Here is a 25,279-nt window from a genome sequence, read left to right as displayed (position 1 = left end):
GGCGGCGCGGACGGCGGGCGCGTCGTGCATGAGCGTCATCGGGCGGCCTCCTCGGCGGCGAGCTGCTGCGCCTGCTCGCGCAGCTGCGGAGTGGGGGTGGCGTAGACGTAGGCGAAGAGGTCCTCGGGGTGCGGTTGCGCGTCCGCGACGAGCCGGCCGCGCACCCGCACCGCGACGCTCTCGGCGTGCGCGTGGATCTCGGCGTCGTCTCCCTCGCCGAGCATCCCCTGCGCCCGCAGCCAGGTGCGCATCCGCAGCAGCGGATCGCGGGCCAGCCACGGCTCGACCTCGTCGGCAGTGCGGTAGCGGGTGGCGTCGTCGGCGTTGGTGTGCGGCTTGACCCGGTAGGTGACGGCCTCCACGAGGGTGGGTCCGCCGCCGTCTCGCGCCTCCCCGACCGCGTCGCCGAGGACTGCGAGGAGCGCGGCGAGGTCGTTGCCGTCGACCAGGCGGCCGCGCATCCCGTAGCCGATTCCCTTGTGCGCGAGGCTGGGCGCGGCCGTCTGCCTGCGGAGCGGGACGGAGATCGCGTAGCCGTTGTTCTGCACCAGGAAGACGACCGGCAGCTGGAACACCGCGGCGAAGTTGAGTGCCTCGTGGAAGTCGCCCTCGCTGGTCGCGCCGTCGCCGCACATCGCGAGCACGACCGTGTCCTCGCCGCGCAGCCGGGCCGCGTGGGCGAACCCGACCGCGTGCAGCAGCTGGGTGGCCAGCGGTGTCGCCTGCGGGGCGACATGGTGCGCGTGGGGGTCGTAGCCGGAGTGCCAGTCGCCGCGCAGCATCAGGAGCGCGTCGAACGGGTCGACGCCGCGGGTGATCACGGCGACCGTGTCGCGGTAGGTCGGGAACAGCCAGTCCTGCTCGTCGAGCACCAGCGCGGCGGCGACCTCGGCGGCCTCCTGGCCGAACGACGACGGGTAGACCGCCAGCTTGCCCTGGCGCACGAGGGCGTCGGCCTGCTCGTTGAGGCGCCGGCCCAGCACGAGGTGCCGGTAGCCCTCCAGGAGGCTGTCGGCGGACGGGAACGGGTGGTGCTCGCGCGGGTGGCCCGAGCCCTCCTCGTCGATGAGGCTCAGCGGGGTGTCGCCGGGCAGCAGATCATCCGAGTGCATCGTTTCTCCTTCGAAAGACGTCGCTCTCTCTCAGGATGACTTCGGTGGACCGCTCGCGCCACCGATCCGCCGGTATCGAGACGAACGGTGTCGCGATGGAGATCTTCATGGCAGGATGTCTCCCACCATGGACGACATCGACGTACGCATCCTGGACGCCCTGCGCGCCGACGGCCGCGCCTCCATCACCGCGGTGGCCGAGACCGCCCACGTCTCGCGGGCGAACGCCTACGCACGGGTCGCCCGGCTGGTCGAGGACGGGGTGATCACCGGCTTCACGGCCAAGGTGGACCCACGGAAGTCGGGGCGGGCGTCGTCGGCCTACGTCACACTGCGGGTCGACCAATCGGAGTGGCACACGCTGCGGGACACCCTCGGCGGCATCCCGGAGGTCGAGCACATCGCCCTGGTCGGCGGCGACTTCGACGTGATCCTGCTGGTGCGGGCGCGCGACAACGAGGACCTGCGGCGGGTGATCCTGGAGGAGCTCACCAGCATCCCCTCGGTGCGCGACACCAAGACCTCGCTCGTCTTCGAGGACCACGACCTCCGCTGACCCGCGTCCTCCCGCCGTCCTCCCGCGTCCATCCCGCCGTCTCCTCCCGCCGAGGTTCACGTCGTTGCGCTCATTCGCGGGAAATGAGCGCAACGACGTGAACCTCGGCCATGGAAGGGGCGGCACTTGCCTCGGTGGAGGCGCTCTGCGACTATTTACTCACTGAACGTTCGTTCGGTAATTCGCGATTCGAGGGAGAGACGCGATGGAGACGCTGCGGCTCGCCGAGAGCGCCGACCGGGTGGTCGCGACGCTCGACCGCCCCGAGCGGCGCAACGCGATCGACCAGCGGATGGTCGACGAGCTGCACGAGCTCTGCGCGACCCTCGAGGACGATCCGCGCCTCCTCATCCTGATCGGCTCCGGCGGGGTCTTCGCGTCGGGAGCCGACATCGCCGAGCTGCGCGAGCGCACGGCCGTCGACGCGCGGCACGCGATCAACGCGACGATCTTCACCCGCATCGCGGAGCTGCCGATGCCGGTGATCGCCGCCCTCGACGGCTACGCGCTCGGCGGCGGTGCGGAACTGGCATACGCGGCGGACTTCCGGCTCGGCACCCCGCGGCTGCGGATCGGCAACCCGGAGACCGGGCTGGGGATCATCGCCGCGGCCGGGGCGCTCTGGCGGCTCCCCCGCCTGGTGGGCGAGCCGCTGGCGAAGGAGATGGTGCTGGCCGGGCGCGTGCTCACCGGTGAGGAGGCCCTCGCCGTGCGGCTGGTGTCGGAGCTGTTCGAGCCCGACGACCTGCTGGCCGGCGCCCACGCGCTCGCCGATCGCATCGCGGCGAACGACCCGTTGGCGACCCGGTACACCAAGCAGGTGCTGGCGGCCCCGGCGACCGAGCATCCGCGCGCCGAGCGCGAGGCGCAGGCCGTGCTCTTCGAGTCGCCGGAGAAGCACCGCCGGATGACCGCCTTCCTCGAGCGGAGGCGACGATGACCGCGGCGTCGCCGATGACCGCGGCGGCGCCCGGCAGCGTGCCGGAGCGGGTGGGCGTCGTCGGCGGAGGTCGGATGGGCACGGGCATCGCGCACGCGTTCCTGATGGCGGGCTCGCGCGTCGCGGTCGTCGAGCGCGACGCGGCGGCGGCCGACGCCGCCCGCGACCGCATCCTGCGCTCGGTGTCGGCCGGCGTCGAACGTGGCGAGCAGCGCCCCGACCCCGACGCGCTCGTCGTCGGGACGCGGTGGGAGGCGCTCGCGGGGTCGCACCTGGTCGTCGAGGCCGTGCCGGAGCTGGCCGAGCTGAAGACGGACGCCCTGCGCCGTGCCGAGGACCTCCTCGACCCCGACGCGGTGCTCGCGACCAACACCTCCTCGCTCTCGATCGACGGCTTGGCGCGCGCACTGCGACGGCCGGGCGGGTTCGTCGGGATGCACTTCTTCAACCCGGTGCCGGCGTCGGCCCTGGTCGAGGTGGTCGCCGGAACCGCGACGGCCCCCTCCGCGATCGCGGCGGCGACGGGGTGGGTGGCGGCGATCGGCAAGACCGCCATCGTCGTGCGCGACTCCCCGGGCTTCGCGTCCTCGCGCCTCGGGGTGCTGCTCGGGCTGGAGGCGATCCGGATGGTCGAGGACGGCGTCGGATCTCCGGAGGACATCGATCGGGCCTTGGAACTGGGCTATCGGCATCCCGTCGGGCCGCTGCGGCTCACCGACCTGGTCGGCCTGGACGTGCGGCTCGACATCGCCGAATACCTGGCCCGCGAGCTCGGGCCGCGGTTCGAGGCTCCCGCGCTGCTGCGCCGCATGGTCGCCGAGGGGATGCTCGGGCGCAAGACCGGGCGTGGGTTCTACACCTGGCCCGACGCGGGAGGCCCGGCCGAAGGGGGCGGCGCGACTAGCGCCCCGGAGCGTCCACGATGAGGTTGGTGATGCGCGCGGTGCAGAGCCGGTCGCCGTTCTCATCCGTGACCACGATCTCGTGCGACGCGATCGTCCGACCCAGCCGGATCGCCGTCGCGACCCCGGTGACGAGGCCGGAACGCGCGGACTTGTGGTGCGTCGCGTTGATGTCGACGCCCACCGCGCTGCGGCCCGGGCCGGCATGGATGACCGCCGCCCACGAGCCGAGCGCCTCGGCGAAGGCGACCGACGCCCCGCCGTGCAGCAACCCGAACGACTGGCGGTTGCCCTCGACCGGCATCGTCGCGACGACGCGCTCCGCCGACTGCTCCAGGATGCGCACACCCATCTTCTCGTCGAGCTCGCCGAGCTCGATCGTCCATCCGCCAGCTGCGTCTCCGTCGACCATGCCGTCAGCATACGTGTCGACCGAGCCCGCTCCCCGAGGAGGAATCCGATGACGCCACCCGCTGCCTCCACGCCCGGTGCAACGGTGCCGGACGCCGAGCCGACCCGCACCGAGCTGACCAGCACAGTGCTGCCCAGCACCGTGCTGCCCAGCACCGTGCTGCCCAGTTATGTCCGCGGCGCCTGGTGGACGCCGTCCGACACCGGAGCGCACGGCGCGACCGACGTGCTCGACGCCTCCACCGGGGAGCTCGTGGCCCGCGTGAGCGCGGCCGGTCTCGACCTCTCCGCCGCACTCGACCACGCCCGCACGGCCGGCCAGGCCGCGCTCGGCGCGCTGACGTTCCACCAGCGCGCACTGCTGCTCAAGGCGTTCGCCCAGGCGCTCACCGAGCGCAAGCAGGAGCTGTACGACGCGTCGGCCCGCGCGGGCGCCACCCGCGCGGACGCGTGGATCGATGTCGACGGCGGCATCGGCGCCCTCTTCACCTACGGGTCGAAGGGGCGGCGCGAACTGCCGAACGCGCAGGTCGTGGTGGACGGACCTCCCGAGCCCCTGTCGAAGGACGGCTCCTTCTCCGGTCAGCACATCTACACCCGGCTGCCCGGGGTGGCCGTGCAGATCAACGCCTTCAACTTCCCGGTCTGGGGGCTGCTGGAGAAGTTCGCGCCGTCGTTCCTCGCCGGCATGCCGACGCTGGCCAAGCCCGCGACACCGACGGCGTACGTCGCGGAGGCGATGGTGGGCATCCTGGTCGAGAGCGGGCTGCTGCCGGAGGGGTCGCTGCAGCTGGTCTGCGGAGCGGTGCCCGGGCTCTTCGACGCGCTGCGGCTCGGCGACCTGGTGGCGTTCACCGGGTCGGCCTCGACCGCGCAGTCGCTGCGCGACCATCCGGCCGTCCAGACCGGAGGCGTGCGATTCACCAGCGAGACCGACTCGATCAACGCCTCGGTGCTGGGCCCGGATGCGGTGCCCGGGACGCCGGAGTTCGACGCCTACGCGAAGCAGCTGGTCGTGGAGCTGACGGCGAAGGCCGGGCAGAAGTGCACGGCCATCCGCCGCGCCATCGTGCCCGCCGGAACCGAGGACGCCCTGGTCGAGGCGGTGCGCACCCGCCTCGCCGAACGCGTCGTCGTCGGGGACCCGCGCGCGGAGGGCGTCACGATGGGACCGCTCGCCTCCCGCGCCCAGCGCGACGAGGTGCTGCGGCAGGTCGGCCGGCTCATCGAGGCGGGCGGCGAGATCGTGGTCGGGGCCCTGGGCGACCCGGTCGTGCGCCGGGCCGACGGAAGCGAAGGGATCGCGACCGACGGCGCCTTCGTCGCCCCGCTGCTGCTGCGGTTCGCCGACCCGCGCACCCCCGCGGCGCACACGGTGGAGGCGTTCGGGCCCGTCGCGAGCATCCTGTCCTACGCCACGCCCGCCGAGGCGGCAGAGCTGGTCGCACTCGGCGGCGGGTCGCTGGTGACGAGCGCGGCCACCCACGACGCCGGCTTCGCGCGCGAGCTCGTGCTCGCCTCCGCCGCCTACAACGGCCGCATCCTGCTGCTCGACCGCGACGACGCCCGCACCTCCACCGGCCACGGCTCGCCCGTGCCGCACCTCGTGCACGGCGGCCCGGGCCGCGCGGGAGGCGGCGAGGAGCTCGGCGGCATCCGTGCGGTGCTGCACCACATGCAGCGCACCGCCGTCCAGGGATCGCCCGACATGCTCACCGCCGTCACCGGCGTGTGGCACGAGGGCGCCGCGTCGACCGCGGACGGACCGCACCCGTTCCGCAAGTCGCTCGCGACGCTCCGCATCGGCGATCAGGTCGCCTCCGCCTCCCGGCGCGTCACGCTCGACGACATCGAGGCGTTCGCGACCTTCACCGGCGACACGTTCTACGCGCACATGGACGAGGAGGCCGCGGCGGCCAACCCGTTCTTCCCGGGCCGGGTGGCCCACGGCTACCTGCTGGTGTCGTGGGCGGCGGGGCTGTTCGTCGATCCGGCGCCGGGACCGGTGCTCGCCAACTACGGGCTCGAGGAGCTGCGGTTCCTGACACCCGTGGTGCCGGGCGACAGCATCCGGGTGACGCTCACCGCCAAGCAGATCACGCCGCGCGAGACCGACGACTACGGCGAGGTGCGCTGGGACGCCCGCATCCGCAACCAGCGCGACGAGCTGGTCGCGAGCTACGACGTCCTGACCCTCGTCGCGAAGGAATAGCCCCGCCGCCGATGTGGACCAAATGTGGAGAAAGCGCGCGCCATACCGCACATGTGGTCCACATCGGAAGGGGTGAAGCGTGCGCTGTCGCGAGGGTGGCGACGCGGAGGGAGCGGGTCAGAGGGCGAAGGCGAGGATGGTGTCGGCGAGGGTGTCGGGCGTGACCGGACCCTCGGGGTCGTACCACTCGGTGAGCGAGTTGATCGTGCCGAAGAGCAGGCGCGCGACGACGACCGGGTCGGCGTCGGTGCGGAGGGCGCCCTCGGCCTGCGCCTCGGCGACGAGGTCGGCGACGGCACGGTCGAAGGCACGGCGGCGGGCGAGCGCGGCGCGCTCGACCTCGGTGTTGCCGCGGACGCGCAGCAGCAGGGTGACGTACGGCTGACGCTCGGCGAGCACGTGCACGGCACCGCGGAGCACGGCCGCCAGCCGGCTCGCTGCCGGCCCCTCGGTGGCCTCCGGGGAGCGCAGAACCCCCTCCAGCCCGTCGAGCGCTTCGTCGAGCGCCAGCGCGAGCAGCTCGTCCTTGGAGGCGACATGGTGGTAGATCGCCGACTTGGACAGCCCGAGCCGCGCGGCCAGCATCCCGATCGAGGTGGCGTCGTAGCCGTGCTCGTTGAACGCGGCGACCGCCACCTCCAGGATGCCCCGCTGGTCGTAGCCCGGACGGCCCCGGCGCAGACCGTCGGCACGCGAGGCGCCGCCGGACAGGGCGTCACCGGGCAGGGCGCCGCCGGACGGGGCGTCGGTGGACAGCGTCTCGGTCATGCGCCCCAGTGTGGCACGACTCGTGACCGCGAGGATATACTGAACGAACGATCAGTCAGTAATGAGCGTCGACGGAGACGGAGGGACTGATGACCGCCATCGAGACACCGGTGGAGCACGACGACCGCGAGCCCCAGGCCCGCTTCGACGAGCTCCTCGCCGCCGACGCGCGCATCGAGCCGCGCGATTGGATGCCCGACGCCTACCGCCGCACCCTGGTGCGGCAGATGTCGCAGCACGCGCACTCCGAGATCATCGGGATGCAGCCGGAGGCGAACTGGATCACGCGGGCGCCGAGCCTGAAGCGCAAGGCGATCCTGATGGCGAAGGTGCAGGACGAGGCCGGCCACGGCCTCTACCTCTACTCCGCCGCGCAGACGCTCGGCGTCTCCCGCGATGAGATGACGGAGCAGCTGATCGCCGGGACGGCCAAATACTCCTCGATCTTCAACTACCCCACGCTGAGCTGGGCCGACATCGGCGCGATCGGCTGGCTGGTCGACGGTGCCGCGATCTGCAACCAGGTGCCGCTGTGCCGCTGCTCCTACGCCCCCTACGGCCGCGCGATGGTGCGGATCTGCAAGGAGGAGTCGTTCCACCAGCGGCAGGGGTTCGAGATCCTGCTCACGCTGATGCGCGGCACACCGGAACAGCGGCGGATGGCCCAGGACGCGGTCGACCGCTGGTACTGGCCCGCCCTGATGATGTTCGGCCCTCCCGACACCGAGTCCCCCAACTCGGCGCGGTCGATGGCGTGGAAGATCAAGCGGTTCTCGAACGACGAACTGCGCCAGCGGTTCGTCGGGATGCTGGTGCCGCAGGCCGAGGCCCTCGGGGTCGGCCTGCCCGACCCGCAGCTGCGCTGGGACGAGGAGAGCCAGTCCTACGAGATCGGCCCGATCGACTGGACGGAGCTGCACGAGGTGATCGCCGGCCGCGGGCCGTGCAACGCCCAGCGGATGCAACGCCGCCGCGAGGCCCACGAGGAGGGCGCCTGGGTGCGGGAGGCCGCGGCCGCCTACGCCGCGAAGCACGCCGCCGACGGCGCCACCGCCGGCACCGCCGCTCGCGAGGTCGCCGCATGACCGCGGAGGTGTGGCCGCTCTGGGAGGTCTTCGTCCGCGCCTCCCGCGGGCTCAGCCACGTGCACGTCGGCTCGCTGCACGCCCCCGACGAGGAGATGGCGGTGCGCAACGCCCGCGACCTCTACACCCGCCGCGGGGAGGGCGTCTCGATCTGGGTGGTGCGCTCGGACGCGATCACGGCGAGCGATCCGGACGCCAAGGACGCCTTCTTCACCTCCCCCGAGGGCAAGAACTACCGGCACGCCACCTACTACACGGAGAGCGAGGGGGTGAAGCACCTGTGAGCACGGGAGCCGCATCCGAGGACGGGCACGGCCGCGTCGAGCTGAGCACGGTCACCCTGTCGGATGAGTTCGTCTCGTCCGACGCACCGGCCTCCCCCGACGTCGCCGAGTACGCCCTCTGGCTCGGCGACGACGCCCTCGTGCTCGCCCAGCGGCTCGGGATGTGGATCTCGCGCGCGCCCGAGCTGGAGGAGGACGTCGCGCTCGCCAACATCGCCCTCGACCTGCTCGGCCACGCCCGCTCGCTGCTGCGGTACGCGGGCACGGCCACCGATCGCAGCGAGGACGACCTGGCGTACTGGCGCGACGAGCACGCCTTCCGCTCCGCGCACCTGTTCGAGCTGCCCAACGGGGACTTCGCGCATACGATCGTGCGGCAGTTCGCGGCCTCCCACTACTTCGTCGAGCTGTACGAGCGGCTGCGCGCCTCGGCCGACCCGGTGCTCGCGGGAGTCGCCGCCAAGGCGGTCAAGGAAGTCGACTACCACCGCGACCACGCCGATCAGTGGATGCGGCGTCTCGCGCTCGGCACGGACGAGTCCCGCCGCCGCACCGTCGTCGCCCTGGCCGACGTCTGGCCGAGCGTCGCGGAGCTGTTCCAGGACGAGCCGCTGATCGATCGGCTGGAGGGCGTCGCCGTGCGTCCCTCCACCCTCCGGCCCGCCTTCGACGAGAGCCTCGGACCGGTGCTGGAGGAGACCCGGCTGGAGCCGCCCACCACGTTCGCGTCGGCGGGCGGCGGGAGGCGCGGCCGGCACTCCGAGTACCTGGGGCCGCTGCTGGCCGAGCTGCAGGTGCTCGCACGACAGCATCCGGGGGCGTCCTGGTGAACCACTTCGCCGACGCCGACCGGGCCTGGGAGGCGGCCGCCGCCGTGCTCGACCCGGAGGTCCCTGTGCTCACCATCGACGACCTGGGCATCCTGCGCGCGGTCACCGTCACCGACGACGGCGTGGAGGTCGTGATGACGCCCACCTACTCCGGCTGCCCGGCGATGGAGACGATCCGTGAGGACGTCGTGCGCGCCCTCGCCCGTGCGGGGTTCGACGCCGTGCGGGTCCGCCTGGAGCTGTCCCCCGCGTGGACCACCGACTGGATCAGCGCGAGCGGGCGGACGGCGCTGGAGGAGTACGGCATCGCCCCGCCCACCGGTGTCGCCGCCGCGACCGGGCCGGTGCGTCTCACGCTCGGCGTGAAGTGCCCGCAGTGCGGTTCGCTGAACACCCGGCAGCTGTCACGGTTCGGCTCGACCTCCTGCAAGGCGCTCTATGTCTGCGAGGGATGCGGCGAACCGTTCGACCACTTCAAGGCGCTGTGAGGGCCGGCTGATGGCCCGCGCACGCTTCCACACGCTGGCGGTCGCCGCGGTGCGGCCGCTGACCGCCGCCAGTGTCGAGGTGACCTTCGCCGTGCCGCCCGAGCTGCGCGACGACTTCGACTATCTGCCGGGCCAGCACGTCGCCCTGCGTGCCGAGGTCGACGGGCGCGAGCTGCGCCGCAGCTACTCGATCTGCCGGCCGCCGGTCGCGGCCGCACCCGACCGCGACGGCCGGATCAGTGTCGCGATCAAGCGGGACCTCGGCGGGGCGTTCTCCACCTGGGCGACGAGCGAGCTGAAGCCCGGGGACCGGATCGACGTGATGAGCCCGCAGGGCACCTTCACGGTGGACCTCGGCGCGCTCGACGGCCGCCACATCGCGGGCATCGCGGCGGGGTCCGGCATCACACCGCTCATGGCGCTGGCGACCAGCGTGCTCACCACCTCCCCGACCTCCCGGTTCACGCTCGTGTACACGAACCGCACGGCGATCGACGTGATGTTCCTGGAGGAGCTCGCCGACCTGAAGGACCGCTTCCCCGCCCGGCTCGCCCTGCACCACGTGCTCTCGCGCGAGCAGCGCTCCGCACCCCTGCTGTCGGGGCGGATCGACGAGGAGCGGCTGCGGCGGATGCTCGACACCCTTCTGCCGCCGGACACCGTCGACGAGTGGTTCCTCTGCGGGCCGTTCGAGCTCGTCCAGCTGTGCCGGGACGTGCTGGAGTCCTCGGGGGTGCCGCGCGCGAGCGTCCACTTCGAGCTGTTCACCACGGGCGAGCCCGCCGAGGTGCGCGGCGACGTGGGCCACCCGGTGGTGGTGCACGACGGCGAGCGCACCGCCGAGATCGAGTTCACCCTCGACGGCACCACCTCGAGCGTGACGACCCCGGTCGACGCGAACGAGTCCGTGCTCAACGCGGCCCTGCGAGTGCGGCCGGACGTGCCGTTCGCCTGCACCGGCGGCGTCTGCGGCACCTGCCGGGCCCGGCTGCTCGACGGCGATGTGCGGATGACCGAGAACTACGCCCTCGAACCCGAGGAGCTGGAGCGCGGCTACGTGCTCACCTGCCAGTCCCACCCGCTGACCGACCGGGTCGTCGTCGACTACGACGTGTGAGGAGCGCCATGATCGAGCTGGCCATCGACGACGGGGTCGCCCGCGTCACGTTGAACGCGCCCGAGCGGTTGAACGCGCTCGGTCCCGACGACCTCCGCGCCCTCGACGCCGCGTACGCGTCTGCAGAGGAGGCGGGCGTGCGCGCCCTCGTGCTGCGTGGCGCCGGACGGGCGTTCTGCGCGGGCCGCGACATCTCCGGGGTCGATCCGGCCACCGACGACGTGACCGGCTACCTCGACGGCCTCGTGACCCCGCTGCTGCGCCGCATCAGCGCGTTCCCCGCCCCGACCTTCGCCGCCGCGCAGGGCGCCTGCCTGGGCGTCGGGCTCGGGCTGCTCGTCGCGACCGACGTGGTGATGGTCGCGGAGGACGCCAAGATCGGCTCTCCCTTCGCCACCCTCGGCGCCGCCCTCGACTCCGGCGGCCACTGGCTGCTCGTCTCCCGCCTCGGCCCGCACCGCGCCCTCGACCTGATCTACTCCGGCCGGCTGCTCTCCGGAGGCGAAGCCGTCGCGGGTGGGCTGTTCAGCCGGGCGCTGCCCGCGACCGAGCTCGACGCGGCCGTGGAGGCCGCAGCGACGGCGGCCGCGACCGGCGCGACCCAGGCGTTCCTCGCGAGCAAGCGCATCGTCGCCGGCCTGCGCGACGGCGCGCTGGACCTCTGGTCGTCCGTCACCGCCGAGAACACCGCCCAGGCGGCCCTCCGTGACACCGCCGACTACCGCGAGGGCTTCGCCGCCTTCCAGCAGAAACGCCGGGCGACGTTCACGGGGCACTGACCCCGCCGCCTCTCCCTCACCCGTCGAGTACGCACATTCTCGCCCGACACGCCGCGGGTGGACCCGAGAACGTGCGTACTCGACAGGGGGGCACGGGAGCGGCGAGGGTTACGGGAGGTTACGGGTGGGGTGCGGGCACGGGAATGATCCCGCATCCTGGACCGCATGACCCGTCAGATCCGCTTCAACGCCTTCGACATGAACTGCGTCGCCCACCAGGCCTCGGGGATGTGGCGCCACCCCGACGACCAGGCGTGGCGGTACAAGGACCTCACGTACTGGACCGAGCTGGCGAAGCTGCTGGAGCGCGGGAGGTTCGACGGGATCTTCATCGCCGACGTGCTCGGCACCTACGACGTGTACGGCGGCGACAACGAGGCCGCGATCCGGCACGGGGCGCAGGTGCCGGTCAACGACCCCATCCTGCTCGTCTCGGCGATGGCGCTGGTGACGGAGAACCTCGGATTCGGGATCACGGCGGGCACCGCCTACGAGCACCCCTACCCGTTCGCCCGCCGCATGTCGACGCTCGACCACCTGACCAACGGGCGCGTCGGCTGGAACGTCGTCACCGGCTACCTCCCGTCGGCCGCGCGCAACATGGGCCACGACGACCAGCTGGAGCACGACGATCGCTACGACCACGCCGACGAGTACCTGGAGGTGCTCTACAAGCTGTGGGAGGGATCGTGGGAGGACGACGCGGTCGTCCGGAACCGTGAGGCGGGCGTCTTCACCGACCCGGCCAAGGTGCACGAGATCGGCCACAGCGGCAAGCACTTCACGGTGCCGGGCATCCACCTCTCCGAGCCGAGCCCGCAGCGCACGCCGGTGATCTACCAGGCCGGCGCGTCGAAGCGCGGCATCAGCTTCGCGGCCGAGAACGCGGAGGCCATCTTCGTCGCCGCCTCCACCAAGGAGGGGCTGAAGGAGACCGTCGCGAAGCTGCGGGACGCGCTGGAGGCCGCCGGCCGCGACCGCTACGCCGCCCGGATCTACACGCTGCTGACGGTGATCACGGACGCGACCCCCGAGAAGGCGCAGGCCAAGTTCCAGGACTTCCTGCAGTACACCAGCGACGAGGGCGCCCTGGTCTTCATGTCGGGCTGGATGGGCGTCGACCTGTCGCAGTACGACCTGGACGAGCCGATCGGCAACGTGCAGAGCAACGCCATCCAGTCTGCCGTCGCCAACTTCCAGCGCCCGAACGAGGACGGCGGCGAGTGGACCGTCCGCGACATCGGCCGCAACGGCGCCATCGGCGGCCTGGGCCCCTTCATCGTCGGTTCGGGAGCAGAGATCGCCGACCAGCTGCAGGAGTGGGTCGAGGAGACGGACGTGGACGGGTTCAACCTCGCCTACGCGATCACCCCCGGAACGTTCGAGGACGTCGTGGAGTTCGTCATCCCGGAGCTGCAGAAGCGCGGCGCCTACCCGACCGACTACGTGCCGGGCTCGCTGCGCCACAAGCTGCACGGGGCGGGCGACCGGGTGGCGGAGACGCATCGCGCGGCGAAGTACCGGATCGGGTCGCCGGCGCAGGACTGATCCGGGGCGGCGGCGGTTCGGCGCGGCGCTGACTCGACGCGGCGGCGACTCGGCCTTGCACGCAAGCTTGCATGCAAGGCGTACACTGGACGCATGATCCCCGCCGCCGAACACGCCTACACGCACACGAAACGCCTCATCCTCTCCGGGGAGGCCCCCGGCGGCGCCCTGCTCAGCGAGGCGCAGCTCGGCGCCGAGATCGGCGTGAGCCGCACGCCGGTGCACGAGGCATTCCTGCGCTTGGCGGCCGAAGGGCTGCTCACCCTGGAGCCGCGCCGCGGTGCGGTCGTCGTGCCGATGTCACCGCGCGAGGCGCAGAACGTGCTCGACCTGCGCGAGGCGATCGAGGCCACGGCCGCCGCCCGGGTGCGCGACGGAGGCGGAGCCGACGACACACTGCGCACGGCGCTCGAGGATGCCCTGGCCGAGCAGCGCGCCGCCCTCGCCGACAGCGACGTCGAACGGTTCGTCGAGGCCGACCAGTGGTTCCACGCGGCCGTCGTGGACGCGTCGGGCAACGAGCTCGCCGGCCACTTCTACGGCCTGCTGCGGGACCGCCAGCAGCGGATCCGGCACCAGCTGTTCCGGGTGCGGCCGGAGACGCTGGCCGACTCCCTCGCCGACCACGAGGCCCTGCTCGACGCCCTCCGCTCCGGCGGCGACTACCCCGGGCTGCTGCGCACGCACATCGCGCGCAATCAGGGCGCCCTGTGAGCCGGCACACCCTCCGTCCCCGCACCGCTCCCGGAACCCGCCCCGCCTCAGCCCCCTGGCGCGGCGTCTTCGCCGTCATGTTCGTCTGCTCGTGGTGCGGCAACCAGTTCAGCCCGCTGCTGCTGATGTACAAGGACGTGCAGCACTACTCCGAACTCACCGTCAACATGTTCCTCGGGGTGTACGTGCTGGGGCTCGCGCCGGCTCTGCTGGTGGCCGGCGCGCTCTCCGACCGGCACGGCCGGCGGCCGCTGATGTTTGCGGGTGTGGTGACGGCGATGCTCGCCAGCGCCGCACTGGCCCTCGGCTCCCTCGGCCCGACCCCGATCTACCTCGGGCGGCTGCTGTCCGGCGTCACCGTGGGCATCGCGATGGCGGTGGGCACCAGCTGGATGAAGGAGGTCTCCTCGGCGCGGTTCGAGCCGGGCGTCGACGGTGCGGCCGGAGCCCGCCGCGCCTCCCTCGCCTTCACGCTCGGCTCGGCGGCCGGCGCGCTGGTGGCCGGGGGCATCGCGCAGTTCACGGCCTTCGGCGAGGAACTCCCGTTCGCCGTCCACATCGCGCTGACCCTGCCGCTCGCCTGGATCGTGCTGCGCATCCCCGAGACGGCCACGACCGGCGGCGAGCGCGGCCCGCTGCTCGCGCAGCTGCGCATCCCGGCCGCCGGGCACAAGCGCTTCCGCCGGGTGGTGCTGGTCGCCGCCCCGTGGATCTTCGCCGCGGCCGCCCTCGCCTACGGCTACCTGCCCGTGCTGCTCAGCGCCGAGACCGGCGACTGGGGGCTCGGCTACGCGACGATCCTGACCGTGATCGCGCTCGGCGTCGCCTCCCTGGTGCAGCCGATCGCCAAACGGCTGCACTCCGTCTCCAGCGCCCGCGGACTTGTCGCGGCGCTCGCGACCATCGGCGGCGGCCTGATCGTGCTCACCGGGGCCGTCGTCTCCCGCTCCCTCGCACTCGGGGTGGTCGCGGCCGTGGTCCTCGGCGCCGGGATGGGCATCGCCCTCGTCTCCGGGCTGCTGGAGGTGCAGCGCATCGCGACGCCGCGCGACCTCGCCGGCCTCACCGGCGTGTTCTACGCCGTCGCCTACGCCGGGTTCCTGGTGCCGACCATCATGGCGGCGCTCACCCCTCCCCTGTCGACCGTCGGGCTGTTCCTCGCGCTGATCGTGCTGTCCGCGCTGTCCGCGATCGCACTGCTCGCCTCGAACACGAAGCACCTGCCGCGCACCGCGGAGGCGTGACAGCGGCGTGACGGCAGCTCAGACGCGGGTCGCCAGCAGCCGCTCGACCGCGCGCAAGGGGATCGGGATCCAGGCCGGGCGGTGGCGGGCCTCGTACGCCACCTCGTAGACGGCCTTGTCGAGCTCGAACGCGTCGAGCAGCGCGTGGTGCTCCTCCAGCTCGGCCGCCGCGACCGTGCCGTACCCCTCGAGGTAGGCGTCACGGGCCCGTGCGGCCCACGCCGTGGCGTCGACCGGCGGCCGGCGCTGGGCGAGCGACCCGGCGACGTAGTCGAACGAGCGGAGCATCCCGGCGACGTCCCGCATCGTGGAGTCGGGGAGGCTGCGCTCGGCCAGCGGGCGCAGCGGCTCGCCCTCGAAGTCGATGAACTGCCAGCCGCGGTCGGGAGCGTGCAGCACCTGGCCGAGGTGCAGGTCGCCGTGGATGCGCTGCAGCACCGGCAGGGGTGCGGCGGCGGCCTCCTCGTAGACGGCGGCGATGCCGGGGCGGAGTCGCTCCACGTCGGGCACCTCGGTCGTCGTGGTGGTGAGCCGGCGGAACATCGCGTCGAGGGCGAGACGCACATCGTCGGCACCCGCGCGGCGGGTCGGCAGCTCGCGCGCCAGCTGACGGTGCAGCTCGGCGGTGCCCCGGCCCAGGTCGAACGCCCGCTCGGCGAAGTCCTCCCCCTGCTCGGCCGCGGCGACGGCGAGCTCCCAGCCGTCCTCGGCGCCCTGCACGAAGTCCTGCATCAGGGCGAGCTCCCCGCTCGCCCGCTCCCCGCTCGCGGACGGCCACTCGCCGGTCACCCAGCCGAGCAGCGCCGGCGTCCGCCGGGACCCGCCGGCCGTGAGAGCTGCCAGCGTCGAGACGTCGGGGTTCTCCCCGTCCTGCACCACACGGAACACCTTGACCAGCGCGAGCCGGTCGCCATCGAGTTCGGCCACGATGGAGGTGTTCGACTGCTCGCCGGTCAGACGGCGGGAGGAGCGCACCTCGATGCGCTCGCCGAGCGTGTGCCCCTGCGCGTGGGCGTGGCGGCCCTCCGACTGCTCCGCCCCGGTCATCAGGCCGATCAGGGCGGCGACGTACGCCTCCTCGGTCGGCCCGTCGTAGAGGTAGCGCCCGCCCGCCTCCCCGATCAGGGCGGCGGCATCGCCGTCGCGATCGGAGCGCGCGACGACCGGCACCTGGTACACCCGCGGCGTGCGCGGGGCGTCGTCGCAGAAGAAATGGGTCACGATCCGCAGTCCGGGCTCGGCCGGTTCGATCTCGAAAGAGGCGAGGAGGCGCAGGCGCGGTTCGACGCTCTTGGTCGAATACCACCGTTGGCGCCGCATCCATGACCCGACGAGCTCCGTGAGTTCGGACATGCCTTGCACGCTACGCCCACCCGGCGACCGTGCCGAGAACAACCGGCGAACACGCAGGATCCACGCGCGGAGGGCCGCCTCAGCGGGTGCCGATCCGCACTCCGCGGGCGGCGAAGAAGGGCATGGGGTCGATCTGGAGGCCATTCACCCGCACCTCCAGGTGCAGGTGGCAGCCGGTGGAGGCGCCCGTCGAACCGACCTGGGCGATCGCCTGCCTCGCGGCGACCACTTGGCCGACGGCGACGCCGATCCCGCCGTCCCGGATGTGGCCGTACGCGGTCTGCACTCCGCCCCCGTGGTCGATGAGGATGAAGTTGCCGTACGAGCCGTTCGGCCCGGCGTCGACCACGGTCCCGGCGGCCGCCGCCACGATCGTGGTGCCGCAGTCCGCGCCGATGTCGTCGCCGGGGTGGAACAGGGCCGTGCCGGCCGGTCGCGACGGCCGGGGGCCGAAGCCGTCGGTCAGCGGTCCGTGGACCGGCAGGGTCCAGCCGTCCGGGATGAGCGACGGATCGACGGTGAGCGTCCGCCAGCCCGCATCCGCGGACAGCACCGTCGGCACCGCGGCCAACGCGGCGACCGCGAGGTCGACGCGGGTCTGAGCCGCGGCGACCGTCTGCTCGCTCCCGGCGACGTCGACCGCGGTCAGCGCCTGGTCGGCGCGGTCGGCCTTGGCGCGGGCGGCGCTCGCGGCCCGGGCGTCGGCGCTCGCGGCCCGGATCGTCCGCTCGCCGTCGGCCGACAGGGTCTGCAACCGGGACGCCGCGCCGAGCTTGCCCAGCAGATCTCCCGGTCCGCTCAACACGGCCGAGAGGGGATCGGCGGTCGGGCCGCGCGACACCGCCGACCGCACCAGCGCCGCGGCGGCGGCCGCCGACGAGGCCGCCCGCTTCGAGGCCGCCGTCGCCTGCGTGTCGAGGGCATCGGCCTGCGCTCGGGCCTGCTCCTGCTCGCGCTGGGCCTCCCGCGCCTGCTCGGATGCCGTGGCCAGTGCCTCCTGGGCCGTGGCGAGGTCGCTTGCGAGCTGAGAGGCCTGAGCGACCTCGGCGGCGTCGATGCTCGGGCCGGACCCCGGATCCGGGACGGCGAGGGGGATGTCGTCGGTCGGCGCGGGCGCAGTGCTGGGGGTCGGCGTCGGTGTGCCGGTCGGGGGCCGCGTCGGTGTGGGCGTCGGCGTGCCGGTCGGATCCGGGGTGGGCGTCGGGGTCGGCGTGGAGGTGGGGCCCGGGGTGGGGGTGCCCGCGGGGTCGGGCGCCGTGGGATCGGGTGTCGGAGTATCGGGTTCCGGGGCGTCGGTCGGTCCCGGGGAACCGTCGTCCGGCGTCGCACAGCCCGCCGCCGCGCATCCCTGCGCCGAGGCGGCCGACGTCGGCGCGGCGACGGTCCCGAGGGCGCCGAAGGCGAGGGCAACGGCGAGGGCGAGCAGGGGCGCGATGCGCGGCGGACGACCGCGGCGCGGCCTCCCGCGTCGTGACCCCACCCGCCGACGTCGCTGCGCGCTCTCCATGATCACGCGGGCCGGCGCCGAACACGGCGCACGCCCGTGTTCCGATGCTCTCACCGCGTCCGCCCCGCGACAAGACTCGGCTCCCGGATCGGATGCGGCTCACAGCCTGCGCACGGTACGGTGAGGCATTGTGACCGACAGCACTGCCACGACCCGCCCGCGCCGCTCTGCACGCAAGTCCGGGTGGAAGTCGCTCCTGCGGGATGTTGTCGTCATCTTCGTCGTCGCCGTGCTCGTCTCGTTCCTGATCAAGACGTTCGTCGCCCGCTCGTTCTACATCCCCTCCGGGTCGATGGAGAACACGCTGCAGATCAACGACCGCATCATCGTCAACGAGCTCCAGCCGCGCCTGTTCCCCCTCCAGCGGGGCGATGTCGTCGTGTTCAAGGATCCGGGCGGCTGGCTCCCCGCTCCGGCCCCCAGCACCGGGAACGCTCTCCAGCAGGGCGTCGGCGCGGTGCTCGACTTCGTGGGCCTGGGCGCCTCCGACAGCGATCAGCATCTGGTGAAACGGCTGATCGGCCTCCCCGGCGACACGATCACCTGCTGCAACGCGCTCGGGCAGATGAGCGTGAACGGCGTTCCGCTGAAGGAGCCGTACGTGCTGCTTCCCGCGGGCGTGCAGCAGGTCTCCGGCAAGCCGTTCACGGTCACCGTCCCCGCGGGGCATGTCTGGGTGATGGGCGACAACCGCTACAACTCGGCCGACTCCCGCTATCACATGGACGACCCGGGTCACGGGTTCGTGCCGATGGACGACGTCGTCGGCAAGGCCTTCGTCATCAGCTGGCCGGTCGGCCACTGGTCGTGGCTCAGCGACTACCCGGAGACCTTCGCCGGCGTCGAGGACCAGCGCAAGAAGTGACGCGCCCCGCGCCTGAGAGTCCGCTCAGGCCGGGTCAGTTCTCGGCGCGGCCGAGACGCCAGTAGCCCATGAACGCCACCCGGTGCCGATCGATCCCGTGCCCGCGCACCAGCAGGCGCCGCAGTGTCTTCACGGCGGCGGACTCCCCCGCGATCCAGGCGTAGAAGCCGACGCTGGTGCGCTCCGGCAGCTCCCAGAGGATGTCGCGGTCGACATCCACGTCGTCGAGGGCCTGCTCGGCGCCCGCGGCGGCCCGGGCGACGATCGCGGGGTTGTCGGCCAGCCATCCCTCGACCGCCGGGAGGAGCGCGCTCCCGTTCTCGGCGTCGCCGCGGGCGAGCCAGGTGACCGTCACCCCCGCGGGGGCGTCGAGCGGCAGGGCGTCGTCCGCGGACGGCACCTCGATGAAGACGCGGGCGCGGCAGTCGGCCGGACGGGAGGCGAGGATGCCGGCGATCGCGGGCGCCGCGGTCTCGTCCCCGACGATGAGCAGGTCCCTGCAGTCGGCGGGCTGCCAGTCGATGCCGACGCCGGTGGTGGCGCTGCGGGCGTCGGGGCCGACGATGACGAGCTCGTCCCCGGAGGAGGCCGCCAGCAGCCAGCGCGCGGCCGGACCGCCGTCGCCGTGGGCGACGAAGTCGATGTCGACGCGGCGATCGGCCGGGTCGGAGACACGCACCGTGTAGGTGCGGAACGGGTTCTGCCGGTGCGCGGGAAGGGCACGCCACCGCTCGTACCAGTCGCCGGCGGCCTGCGCGGCCTCGTCGTCGAGGCCGAGGTCCGAGAAGGTGCCGTCGGCCAGCGGGAAGATCAGCTTGATCCGCTGGTCGAGCCCTTCGGTGCCGAAGTGCTCGAAGGCGTCGCAGCGGAAGCTCACTCGGGTGAAGTGCGGGCTGAGCGGGCGGATCGCCGAGACGCGTGCGCGGTAGGGGCGGTAGGCGGGGCGGTCCGTCCGCGGTGGGGCGATGGCGGTCACGCGGGCACGGATCCTTCCGACGCAGGCACGATCTGGGTACTTAGGTAAGGCTACACTAACCGGTTCCGCCTCTCCCGTTCCTGGCATCCTCACGGCAGAATGTCGACCGAGCCGACGCCCGTTCGACCTCCGGGTGCACGTCCCCGATCGAAAGGACAGGACGATGAAGTACATGATGTTCGTGGTGACCTCGGCGACCCCCGACAGCCCGAAGGACGAGTCCGACGTGGAGCTGTGGGTCGACGAGTTCGACGGCTCGGGCGCCCGGGTCACCGGTGACGCGCTCGAACCGCCGGCGGCCTCCCGCGTCGTGAAGGTGCGCGGCGGCAAGCGCTACGTGACCGATGGCCCCTTCGCCGAGTCGAAGGAGTGGATCTGCGGGTTCGACATCCTCGAGTGCGACTCGATGGACGAGGCGGTCGAGATCGCGGCCCGCCACCCGATGGCCCGCAACGGCCAGCTCGAGCTGCGCCCGTTCATGGTCTGGGAGTAGCAGGCCCGGCCATCGCGGCCGCAGGGACGGCGGAGGGCCGGGCGGAACCATGCCGCCCGGCCCTCCGTCACGCGCGCGGTCTCAGCCGCAGTACGAGCCGAGCGTGTCGAACTGGTCGCTGATGGCGTTGACGTCGTCCTCGAGCTGCGTCGAGTCGCGGTCGGCCTCCGGCGTCGCGATGTACGTGTTCAGGTCGGCCTTGAACGTCTCGACGTCGCCGTTGAACGCGTCGAGCTCCGACGACAGGTCGGGGTCGCTGAGACCGGCGGTCGCAGCGGTGAACGCGTCGAAGGCGGCCACGATCTGCGTCTGGGCCGTGGCCAGGTCGGTGGCCAGGTTCGGGATCTGCTCGTTGAGCACCGGGATGAGGCTGTCGGCGGCCGTGGAGAGGCGCGCGCAGTCGACCGTCAGAGCGACGTCGTTGGACGAGTCCGTCGGCAGGTCGGTGGGCAGGCTGCGGACCGCGTTGGCGACGGCCAGCCCGCTCGCCACCGACACGATGATGGTGAACGTCACGGCGACCACGGTGATCACGATGCTGACGTACCCGATGATGAGGCCGGCCAGGGCGAAGCCGCGGCCCTTCTCGCCGGTCCGCTTGATCTGGCTGAGGGCGATGTGGCCGCAGACGACGCCGACGATGTTCACGAAGAACGACGCGACGAAGGCGACGATCGCGAGCACGTTGGTCGTGCCGTTGGACGGCGCGGGCGCGGCGTACGGCTGGTACGGCGGGACTCCGGGGCCACCGGCGGCCGACGGGGCGGGCGGAGCCGCCACGTACCCCGGTGCTGCCGCGGGCGCAGCGTAGCCGGGCGCCTCCGGTGCGACGGGTGCGGAGTACGCGGGCGCCTCCGGCACGGCGGGCTGGTCCGGGGTCGCGGGGAACGCGGCCGTCTCAGCGGCCGGGGTGTCGGCAGCGGCCGGGACGTCGGCAGCGGCCGGAACCTCGGGAACGGGGGGCTCGGTCGCCGGGGGCGTCTGCGCGTCCGCGGGTGCAGGGTTCGGCTGGACGCCGTCGGGTTCGGGTGGGGTCGTCGTCACGGGAGTCTCGCTTCTGGTGAATGGCTCGAACGGACCGCCCGGGATGACGTGACCCCCGGCACGGCCTTGCAAGTCTACGGAGGGATGGCCCGCTTCCCCAAGCCCGGGACCGCGCGCCGTGGAGACCGTCGCCCTGTCGTAACCGCCGTACGACCGGCCGAGAGCCTCCTGCGAACCCGCCTAGCGTCGTCCGGGGTGCGCCATCATGGACGACAGCACCGTGGGGGGAAGGACGACATGAGCAGTCACGACACCGCCGAGCAGGCCGGCGCCGGGCCGGCGGCATCCGGGAGGGGCGACGCGGTGGTGCGCATCCGCACCGGGGCCGTCCGCGGCGTCGCCGGCGAGCGCGCCGCCGTGTGGAAGGGCATCCGGTACGCCCAGCCGCCGATCGGCGCCCGCCGCTGGCGGGCCCCTGTCGCGGCCGAGCCGTGGGAGGGGGTCGCGGACGCCACGACCTTCGGCGCCGCGGCCCCGCAGCAGCTCACTCCGGCGATCTCCCTCGGCCCGGACCCCGAGCTCGACGAGGACTGCCTGTTCCTCAACGTGTGGCGCCCGAACGGCGGGACGGCCGGCAAGCCCGTGATGGTGTGGATCCACGGCGGCGCCTACACCTACGGCTCGGCGAGTCAGCCGCTCTTCGATGCCGAGGAGCTCGCCACGACCGGCGATGTCGTGGTCGTCACGATCAATTACCGGATCGGGGCGCTCGGCTTCCTCGACCTCTCCTCGTTCTCCACGGACGAGCAGGTGTTCGACTCCAACCTCGCCCTGCGCGACGTGCTGCTCGCCCTCGCCTGGGTGCGCGACAACGTCGCGGCGTTCGGCGGCGATCCGGGGCGGGTGACCGTGTTCGGGGAGTCGGCCGGCGGCGGGCTGGTCACGACCCTGCTGGCGACACCCGCCGCCGCGGGGCTGTTCCAGGCGGCCATCGCCGAGAGCTCCCCCGCCAGCTCGATGTACGGGCCCGCCCGGGCGCGCGCGGTCGCCGAGCGCTTCCTCACGGCGGTCGGGGTGGAGGCAGCGAACGCCGCCGCCGTGCTGCGTCGCCTCCCGGTCGACCGGATCGTCGACGCCGCCACGGCGGTCTACAGCGATGTGCCGAGCAGCATCCCCGGCACGCTCGCCTTCGCCCCCGTCGTCGATGGCGATCTGGTCCCGGAGGCGCCGATCACGGTGCTCGACGAGGGCCGCGGGCTCCCGGTCCCGCTGCTCATCGGCACGAACCGCGACGAGGCCACGCTCTTCCGGTACATGAAGTCGCCGCTCATCCCGATCACGCGCGACGCGATCGAGCGGATGTTCGCGCTCATGCTCGCCGACAACCCCAGGCTCGTGGCGCCCCGACGGGAGCAGGTGCTCTCCGCCTACCGCGGCGTTCGCGAGAAAGCCCGCGGCCTCGACATCGCGACCGACATCGGCTTCCGGATGCCCGCCGTCTGGATCGCCTCCGGCCACGCCCGCGTCGCACCGACCTACCTCTACCGGTTCGACTTCACGACGCTCGCGCTGCGACTCCTCGGCATCCGGGCGGCCCACGGCACCGAGCTGCCCTATGTCTGGGGCGCCCTGCACAACGGCCGCACGGATCCCACGTTCCGGCTCGGCGGCCGTCGCGCCGGAGAACGGCTCTCGGCCCGGATGCTCCGGCGCTGGACCGCCTTCGCCCGCACCGGGGTCCCGGGCGACGACTGGCCGGCCTACACCGACTCGGGGCGCGCGACCCTCGTCATCGACGCGCAGGACCGAGTGGCCGCCGACCTCGACCGTCCGCTCCGCGAGGCGTGGGGGGACGTGGTGCTCTCGTTCCGCTGATCCGGCCCGAGCACGCACCCTAGACTCGAGGCATGCTGGTGCTGCTGGCCGTGCTGATCATCGTCGCGATGACGCTCTTCGACATCCTGTCGCGCGACCCCGCCCTGGTGCGGCTGCTGCCGAAGGCGGCATGGGCGATCCTCACGATCCTGCTGCCGCTCATCGGCACCGTGCTCTGGTTCGCGATCGGCCGTCGCCCGGAGCCGGCCTCCGCGCGGCGCACGATCGTGGTGCGCGAGTCGTCTCCCGCCACGCCCGCGCCTCCCACGCCGCACCGGGCGCCCGGGGTCCTCAGCACGGAGGAGCAGCTCGCCGCCCTCGAGCTGGAGATCGAGGAGGACCGCCGCTCCCGCCGTATCGCCGAGCTGGAGGCGGAACTGCGCCGGCGCACCGACGGCGACGGCGAGCCCGCCTGAGAGCGTCGGGCGCCGCTCAGAAGTCGGTGTGCCCGAGCCGCGGCTCCGCCACGAACTCGGCGACGGCGTCGGCCGACGACTCCAGCTCCAGGACGATCAGCTCGTTGCGCCCCGCACGCACCACGGGCGCGGGGACGTGGAGCGTCTCCTGCGGACCGCGGGTCCAGTAGCGCCCGAGGTTGAAGCCGTTGATCCAGGCGACGCCCTTGCCGAGCCCTGTGGTGTCCAGGAACAGCGTCCCCGGTTCCTCGACCTCGACGAAGGCGCGGGCGAAGACCGGACCGGCCAGCCGCTCCGGGGCCGGCTGCCCGCTCGCCGCGGCGGCGTCGAACGCGTCCCGTACGGGGTCGAGCGACGACAGGCGCAACGGGAGCACGCTCCAGCGCCGCAGCTCCTCGCCGTTCAGGTGCACCGGACCGATGAGCCCCTTGGACTCGCCGATGCGGGGGCCGTAGTCGACGCGCCCCTGGTCCTCCACCAGCACGGTGAGGGTGCCGCGGCTCGGCGACAGGGTGATCGCGCGGTCGTGGTGGTCGCGGGCGAGCACGCCGACCCGGGTGGTCCCGACGAAGACGTACGCGCGGTCGCGCACCTCCCCGAACTCCAGCACGGCGGGCTCCTGCGTGTCGATCTCGGCGCGATAGAGGCCGAAGCCGGTGTAGTGGCCGAGCTCGTCGAACGTGGGGGCCCCGTCGGTGTGCACCCACTCCCCCAGGCGATCCGCGACGGCGGCGAGGGGAACCGTCGACTCGAAGGTCTGCAGGAGTGCGGGGGCGGCGGCCGCGACGACCGGCTCCTCCGCCGGGACGGCGGCGTGCTTCGCGATGACGTCGCGGAACGCCCAGAACTTCTCGGTCGGCTCGCCCGCCTCGTCGAGCGGGGCGTCGTAGTCGTAGCTCGTGACGATGGGCTGGTAGACGCCCTTGTCGTTGGCGCCGTTCGTGAAGCCGAAGTTCGTGCCGCCGTGGAACATGTAGATGTTGACGGAGGCGCCGAGGGCGAGCAGGTCGTCCAGGTCGGCGGCCGACTGCTCGACGGGCGTGGTGTGGTGGTGGGCGCCCCAGTGGTCGAACCAGCCGTCCCAGAACTCGGAGCACATCAGTGGGCCGGTCGGCTGGTGCTCGCGCAGGGTGGCGAGGCGCTCCGTCGAGCGGGAGCCGAACGACGCGGTCTTGAGCAGCTCCGGCAGCGAGCCGTTCTCGAGCATGTCGGGCTGCGGCTGGTCGACGGTCGTCAGCGGCACGGTGATCCCGGCGGCGCGGAAGACCTCGACGAGGTGGCGGAGGTAGTCCTTGTCGTCTCCGTAGGCGCCGTACTCGTTCTCGACCTGCACGAGCAGCACGGGGCCGCCCTCGTGGATCTGGAACGGCTTGACGATCGCGAGCACACGCTCCATGAAGGCGGTGACGGCGGCCACGAACGCCGGCTCGGAGCGGCGGATGCCGACGCTCGGGTCGGTGAAGAGCCAGGCGGGCAGGCCGCCGTTGTCCCACTCCGCGCAGATGTAGGGGCCGGGGCGCACGATCGCGTGCATCCCCTCCTCCTGGATGGTGCGCAGGAAGCGGGCGAGGTCGAGGCCGCCCTCGGTCGTCCACTCGCCCGGGCGGGGCTCGTGGGCGTTCCACGGAACGTACGTCTCGATGGTGTTGAGCCCCATGAGCCGGGCCTTGCGGATGCGGTCCGCCCAGTCGTCCGGGTGCACGCGGAAGTAGTGGAGCGCTCCCGAGAGGATGCGGTGCGGCTCGCCGTCGAGGACGAAGTCGTCGCCCGCGATCTCGAACGTGGTCATGAGGTGGGTCTCTCCTGAAAGGTGGGGTGCA

General features: G+C 72.8%; 25 protein-coding genes. 17 read left to right on the top strand and 8 right to left on the bottom strand.

The window, feature by feature from the left end; translation table 11 throughout:
* Positions 1-35: 35 nt before the first annotated feature.
* A complete protein-coding gene (gene pdhA / locus U870_RS0116250) occupies positions 36-1,112 on the bottom strand; it encodes a pyruvate dehydrogenase (acetyl-transferring) E1 component subunit alpha (protein ID WP_025158436.1) in 1,077 nt (358 codons plus the stop codon).
* A 127-nt stretch (positions 1,113-1,239) separates the two neighbouring features.
* Between pdhA and U870_RS0116245 the strand changes: the two genes are divergently transcribed.
* From U870_RS0116245 to U870_RS0116235, 3 genes are all read left to right on the top strand, one after another.
* Positions 1,240-1,668, top strand: a complete 429-nt coding sequence (locus U870_RS0116245) for an Lrp/AsnC family transcriptional regulator (RefSeq protein ID WP_025158435.1) — start codon at positions 1,240-1,242, stop codon at positions 1,666-1,668.
* Between the two features lie 205 nt (positions 1,669-1,873).
* A complete protein-coding gene (locus U870_RS0116240) occupies positions 1,874-2,608 on the top strand; it encodes an enoyl-CoA hydratase/isomerase family protein (protein ID WP_025158434.1) in 735 nt (244 codons plus the stop codon).
* Positions 2,605-3,534, top strand: coding sequence for a 3-hydroxyacyl-CoA dehydrogenase family protein (locus tag U870_RS0116235; RefSeq protein WP_240183729.1), 930 nt, complete (start codon positions 2,605-2,607; stop codon positions 3,532-3,534). The genes U870_RS0116240 and U870_RS0116235 overlap by 4 nt, the downstream gene beginning before the upstream one ends.
* On the opposite strand, the gene U870_RS0116230 is transcribed toward U870_RS0116235, so the two are convergent.
* A complete protein-coding gene (locus tag U870_RS0116230) occupies positions 3,509-3,922 on the bottom strand; it encodes a PaaI family thioesterase (RefSeq protein WP_025158432.1) in 414 nt (137 codons plus the stop codon). The two genes, U870_RS0116235 and U870_RS0116230, sit on opposite strands and share 26 nt — an antisense overlap.
* Positions 3,923-3,970: 48 nt before the next feature.
* Here U870_RS0116230 and paaZ point away from each other — a divergent pair, with 48 nt between their 5' ends.
* Entirely contained in the window at positions 3,971-6,133 is a 2,163-nt protein-coding gene (gene paaZ / locus U870_RS0116225; protein WP_081815324.1) for a phenylacetic acid degradation bifunctional protein PaaZ, read from the top strand.
* Positions 6,134-6,250: 117 nt separating this feature from the next.
* Here the strand turns inward: paaZ and U870_RS0116220 are convergent, their stop codons facing one another.
* The gene (locus U870_RS0116220) at positions 6,251-6,901 is read right to left on the bottom strand and encodes a TetR/AcrR family transcriptional regulator (protein ID WP_025158430.1); all 651 of its coding nucleotides are present in this window, start codon (positions 6,899-6,901) and stop codon (positions 6,251-6,253) included.
* Positions 6,902-6,990: 89 nt separating this feature from the next.
* Between U870_RS0116220 and paaA the strand changes: the two genes are divergently transcribed.
* The 9 genes from paaA to U870_RS0116175 all read left to right on the top strand — a co-directional run bounded on the left by paaA (position 6,991) and on the right by U870_RS0116175 (position 14,990).
* Positions 6,991-7,986, top strand: a complete 996-nt coding sequence (gene paaA, locus U870_RS0116215) for a 1,2-phenylacetyl-CoA epoxidase subunit PaaA (protein WP_029947717.1) — start codon at positions 6,991-6,993, stop codon at positions 7,984-7,986.
* On the top strand, positions 7,983-8,270 hold the full coding sequence (paaB, locus tag U870_RS0116210; protein ID WP_025158428.1) for a 1,2-phenylacetyl-CoA epoxidase subunit PaaB: 288 nt from the start codon (positions 7,983-7,985) through the stop codon (positions 8,268-8,270). Before paaA ends, paaB begins: the two co-directional genes overlap by 4 nt.
* Positions 8,267-9,100, top strand: coding sequence for a 1,2-phenylacetyl-CoA epoxidase subunit PaaC (paaC, locus tag U870_RS0116205; protein ID WP_025158427.1), 834 nt, complete (start codon positions 8,267-8,269; stop codon positions 9,098-9,100). Before paaB ends, paaC begins: the two co-directional genes overlap by 4 nt.
* Complete coding sequence (gene paaD / locus U870_RS0116200; RefSeq protein WP_025158426.1) at positions 9,094-9,588, top strand: 1,2-phenylacetyl-CoA epoxidase subunit PaaD; 495 nt, start codon at positions 9,094-9,096, stop codon at positions 9,586-9,588. Before paaC ends, paaD begins: the two co-directional genes overlap by 7 nt.
* 10 nt (positions 9,589-9,598) lie before the next feature.
* A complete protein-coding gene (gene paaE / locus U870_RS0116195) occupies positions 9,599-10,705 on the top strand; it encodes a 1,2-phenylacetyl-CoA epoxidase subunit PaaE (RefSeq protein ID WP_025158425.1) in 1,107 nt (368 codons plus the stop codon).
* 8 nt (positions 10,706-10,713) lie between these two features.
* Complete coding sequence (locus U870_RS0116190) at positions 10,714-11,484, top strand: enoyl-CoA hydratase/isomerase family protein (RefSeq protein ID WP_025158424.1); 771 nt, start codon at positions 10,714-10,716, stop codon at positions 11,482-11,484.
* 165 nt (positions 11,485-11,649) lie between these two features.
* Entirely contained in the window at positions 11,650-13,032 is a 1,383-nt protein-coding gene (locus tag U870_RS0116185; protein WP_025158423.1) for an LLM class flavin-dependent oxidoreductase, read from the top strand.
* 93 nt (positions 13,033-13,125) lie between these two features.
* Positions 13,126-13,746: a GntR family transcriptional regulator gene (locus tag U870_RS0116180; RefSeq protein ID WP_025158422.1), complete on the top strand. Its 621-nt coding sequence runs from the start codon at positions 13,126-13,128 to the stop codon at positions 13,744-13,746.
* Positions 13,743-14,990, top strand: coding sequence for an MFS transporter (locus U870_RS0116175; protein WP_029947716.1), 1,248 nt, complete (start codon positions 13,743-13,745; stop codon positions 14,988-14,990). The genes U870_RS0116180 and U870_RS0116175 overlap by 4 nt, the downstream gene beginning before the upstream one ends.
* Positions 14,991-15,008: 18 nt before the next feature.
* Here U870_RS0116175 and U870_RS0116170 read toward each other — a convergent pair whose 3' ends face one another.
* Positions 15,009-16,343, bottom strand: a complete 1,335-nt coding sequence (locus tag U870_RS0116170) for a maltokinase N-terminal cap-like domain-containing protein (RefSeq protein ID WP_025158420.1) — start codon at positions 16,341-16,343, stop codon at positions 15,009-15,011.
* Between the two features lie 79 nt (positions 16,344-16,422).
* Positions 16,423-17,823, bottom strand: coding sequence for a M23 family metallopeptidase (locus U870_RS0116165; RefSeq protein WP_025158419.1), 1,401 nt, complete (start codon positions 17,821-17,823; stop codon positions 16,423-16,425).
* Positions 17,824-17,980: 157 nt separating this feature from the next.
* Between U870_RS0116165 and lepB the strand changes: the two genes are divergently transcribed.
* Positions 17,981-18,715, top strand: a complete 735-nt coding sequence (gene lepB / locus U870_RS0116160) for a signal peptidase I (RefSeq protein ID WP_025158418.1) — start codon at positions 17,981-17,983, stop codon at positions 18,713-18,715.
* Positions 18,716-18,749: 34 nt separating this feature from the next.
* Here the strand turns inward: lepB and U870_RS0116155 are convergent, their stop codons facing one another.
* Entirely contained in the window at positions 18,750-19,691 is a 942-nt protein-coding gene (locus U870_RS0116155; RefSeq protein WP_025158417.1) for a siderophore-interacting protein, read from the bottom strand.
* 163 nt (positions 19,692-19,854) lie between these two features.
* Between U870_RS0116155 and U870_RS0116150 the strand changes: the two genes are divergently transcribed.
* A complete protein-coding gene (locus U870_RS0116150) occupies positions 19,855-20,184 on the top strand; it encodes a YciI family protein (protein ID WP_025158416.1) in 330 nt (109 codons plus the stop codon).
* Positions 20,185-20,265: 81 nt separating this feature from the next.
* Here the strand turns inward: U870_RS0116150 and U870_RS23250 are convergent, their stop codons facing one another.
* On the bottom strand, positions 20,266-21,228 hold the full coding sequence (locus U870_RS23250; protein ID WP_025158415.1) for a DUF4190 domain-containing protein: 963 nt from the start codon (positions 21,226-21,228) through the stop codon (positions 20,266-20,268).
* 237 nt (positions 21,229-21,465) lie between these two features.
* Between U870_RS23250 and U870_RS0116140 the strand changes: the two genes are divergently transcribed.
* Both U870_RS0116140 and U870_RS0116135 read left to right on the top strand, forming a co-directional pair.
* Positions 21,466-23,043: a carboxylesterase/lipase family protein gene (locus tag U870_RS0116140; protein ID WP_025158414.1), complete on the top strand. Its 1,578-nt coding sequence runs from the start codon at positions 21,466-21,468 to the stop codon at positions 23,041-23,043.
* Between the two features lie 32 nt (positions 23,044-23,075).
* Complete coding sequence (locus U870_RS0116135; RefSeq protein WP_025158413.1) at positions 23,076-23,459, top strand: PLD nuclease N-terminal domain-containing protein; 384 nt, start codon at positions 23,076-23,078, stop codon at positions 23,457-23,459.
* 16 nt (positions 23,460-23,475) lie between these two features.
* Here the strand turns inward: U870_RS0116135 and U870_RS0116130 are convergent, their stop codons facing one another.
* Positions 23,476-25,248 (bottom strand): glycoside hydrolase family 35 protein, encoded by a 1,773-nt coding sequence (locus U870_RS0116130; protein WP_025158412.1) that lies wholly within the window; start codon positions 25,246-25,248, stop codon positions 23,476-23,478.
* Positions 25,249-25,279: the final 31 nt, after the last annotated feature.

This window comes from Leifsonia aquatica H1aii (assembly GCF_000633535.1).
In the GTDB taxonomy this organism is placed as follows: Bacteria; Actinomycetota; Actinomycetes; order Actinomycetales; family Microbacteriaceae; genus Leifsonia; species Leifsonia aquatica_A.
This window is presented reverse-complemented; position numbering and strand designations above follow the sequence as displayed.

Bases quoted from the DNA above. Each gene is read 5' to 3' on its own strand.
- pdhA (WP_025158436.1), bottom strand. From the start codon at position 1,112: ATGCACTCGGATGATCTGCTGCCCGGCGACACCCCGCTGAGCCTCATC.
- U870_RS0116245 (WP_025158435.1), top strand. From the start codon at position 1,240: ATGGACGACATCGACGTACGCATCCTGGACGCCCTGCGCGCCGACGGC.
- U870_RS0116240 (WP_025158434.1), top strand. From the start codon at position 1,874: ATGGAGACGCTGCGGCTCGCCGAGAGCGCCGACCGGGTGGTCGCGACG.
- U870_RS0116235 (WP_240183729.1), top strand. From the start codon at position 2,605: ATGACCGCGGCGTCGCCGATGACCGCGGCGGCGCCCGGCAGCGTGCCG.
- U870_RS0116230 (WP_025158432.1), bottom strand. From the start codon at position 3,922: ATGGTCGACGGAGACGCAGCTGGCGGATGGACGATCGAGCTCGGCGAG.
- paaZ (WP_081815324.1), top strand. From the start codon at position 3,971: ATGACGCCACCCGCTGCCTCCACGCCCGGTGCAACGGTGCCGGACGCC.
- U870_RS0116220 (WP_025158430.1), bottom strand. From the start codon at position 6,901: ATGACCGAGACGCTGTCCACCGACGCCCCGTCCGGCGGCGCCCTGCCC.
- paaA (WP_029947717.1), top strand. From the start codon at position 6,991: ATGACCGCCATCGAGACACCGGTGGAGCACGACGACCGCGAGCCCCAG.
- paaB (WP_025158428.1), top strand. From the start codon at position 7,983: ATGACCGCGGAGGTGTGGCCGCTCTGGGAGGTCTTCGTCCGCGCCTCC.
- paaE (WP_025158425.1), top strand. From the start codon at position 9,599: ATGGCCCGCGCACGCTTCCACACGCTGGCGGTCGCCGCGGTGCGGCCG.
- U870_RS0116190 (WP_025158424.1), top strand. From the start codon at position 10,714: ATGATCGAGCTGGCCATCGACGACGGGGTCGCCCGCGTCACGTTGAAC.
- U870_RS0116185 (WP_025158423.1), top strand. From the start codon at position 11,650: ATGACCCGTCAGATCCGCTTCAACGCCTTCGACATGAACTGCGTCGCC.
- U870_RS0116180 (WP_025158422.1), top strand. From the start codon at position 13,126: ATGATCCCCGCCGCCGAACACGCCTACACGCACACGAAACGCCTCATC.
- U870_RS0116170 (WP_025158420.1), bottom strand. From the start codon at position 16,343: ATGTCCGAACTCACGGAGCTCGTCGGGTCATGGATGCGGCGCCAACGG.
- U870_RS0116150 (WP_025158416.1), top strand. From the start codon at position 19,855: ATGAAGTACATGATGTTCGTGGTGACCTCGGCGACCCCCGACAGCCCG.
- U870_RS0116140 (WP_025158414.1), top strand. From the start codon at position 21,466: ATGAGCAGTCACGACACCGCCGAGCAGGCCGGCGCCGGGCCGGCGGCA.
- U870_RS0116135 (WP_025158413.1), top strand. From the start codon at position 23,076: ATGCTGGTGCTGCTGGCCGTGCTGATCATCGTCGCGATGACGCTCTTC.
- U870_RS0116130 (WP_025158412.1), bottom strand. From the start codon at position 25,248: ATGACCACGTTCGAGATCGCGGGCGACGACTTCGTCCTCGACGGCGAG.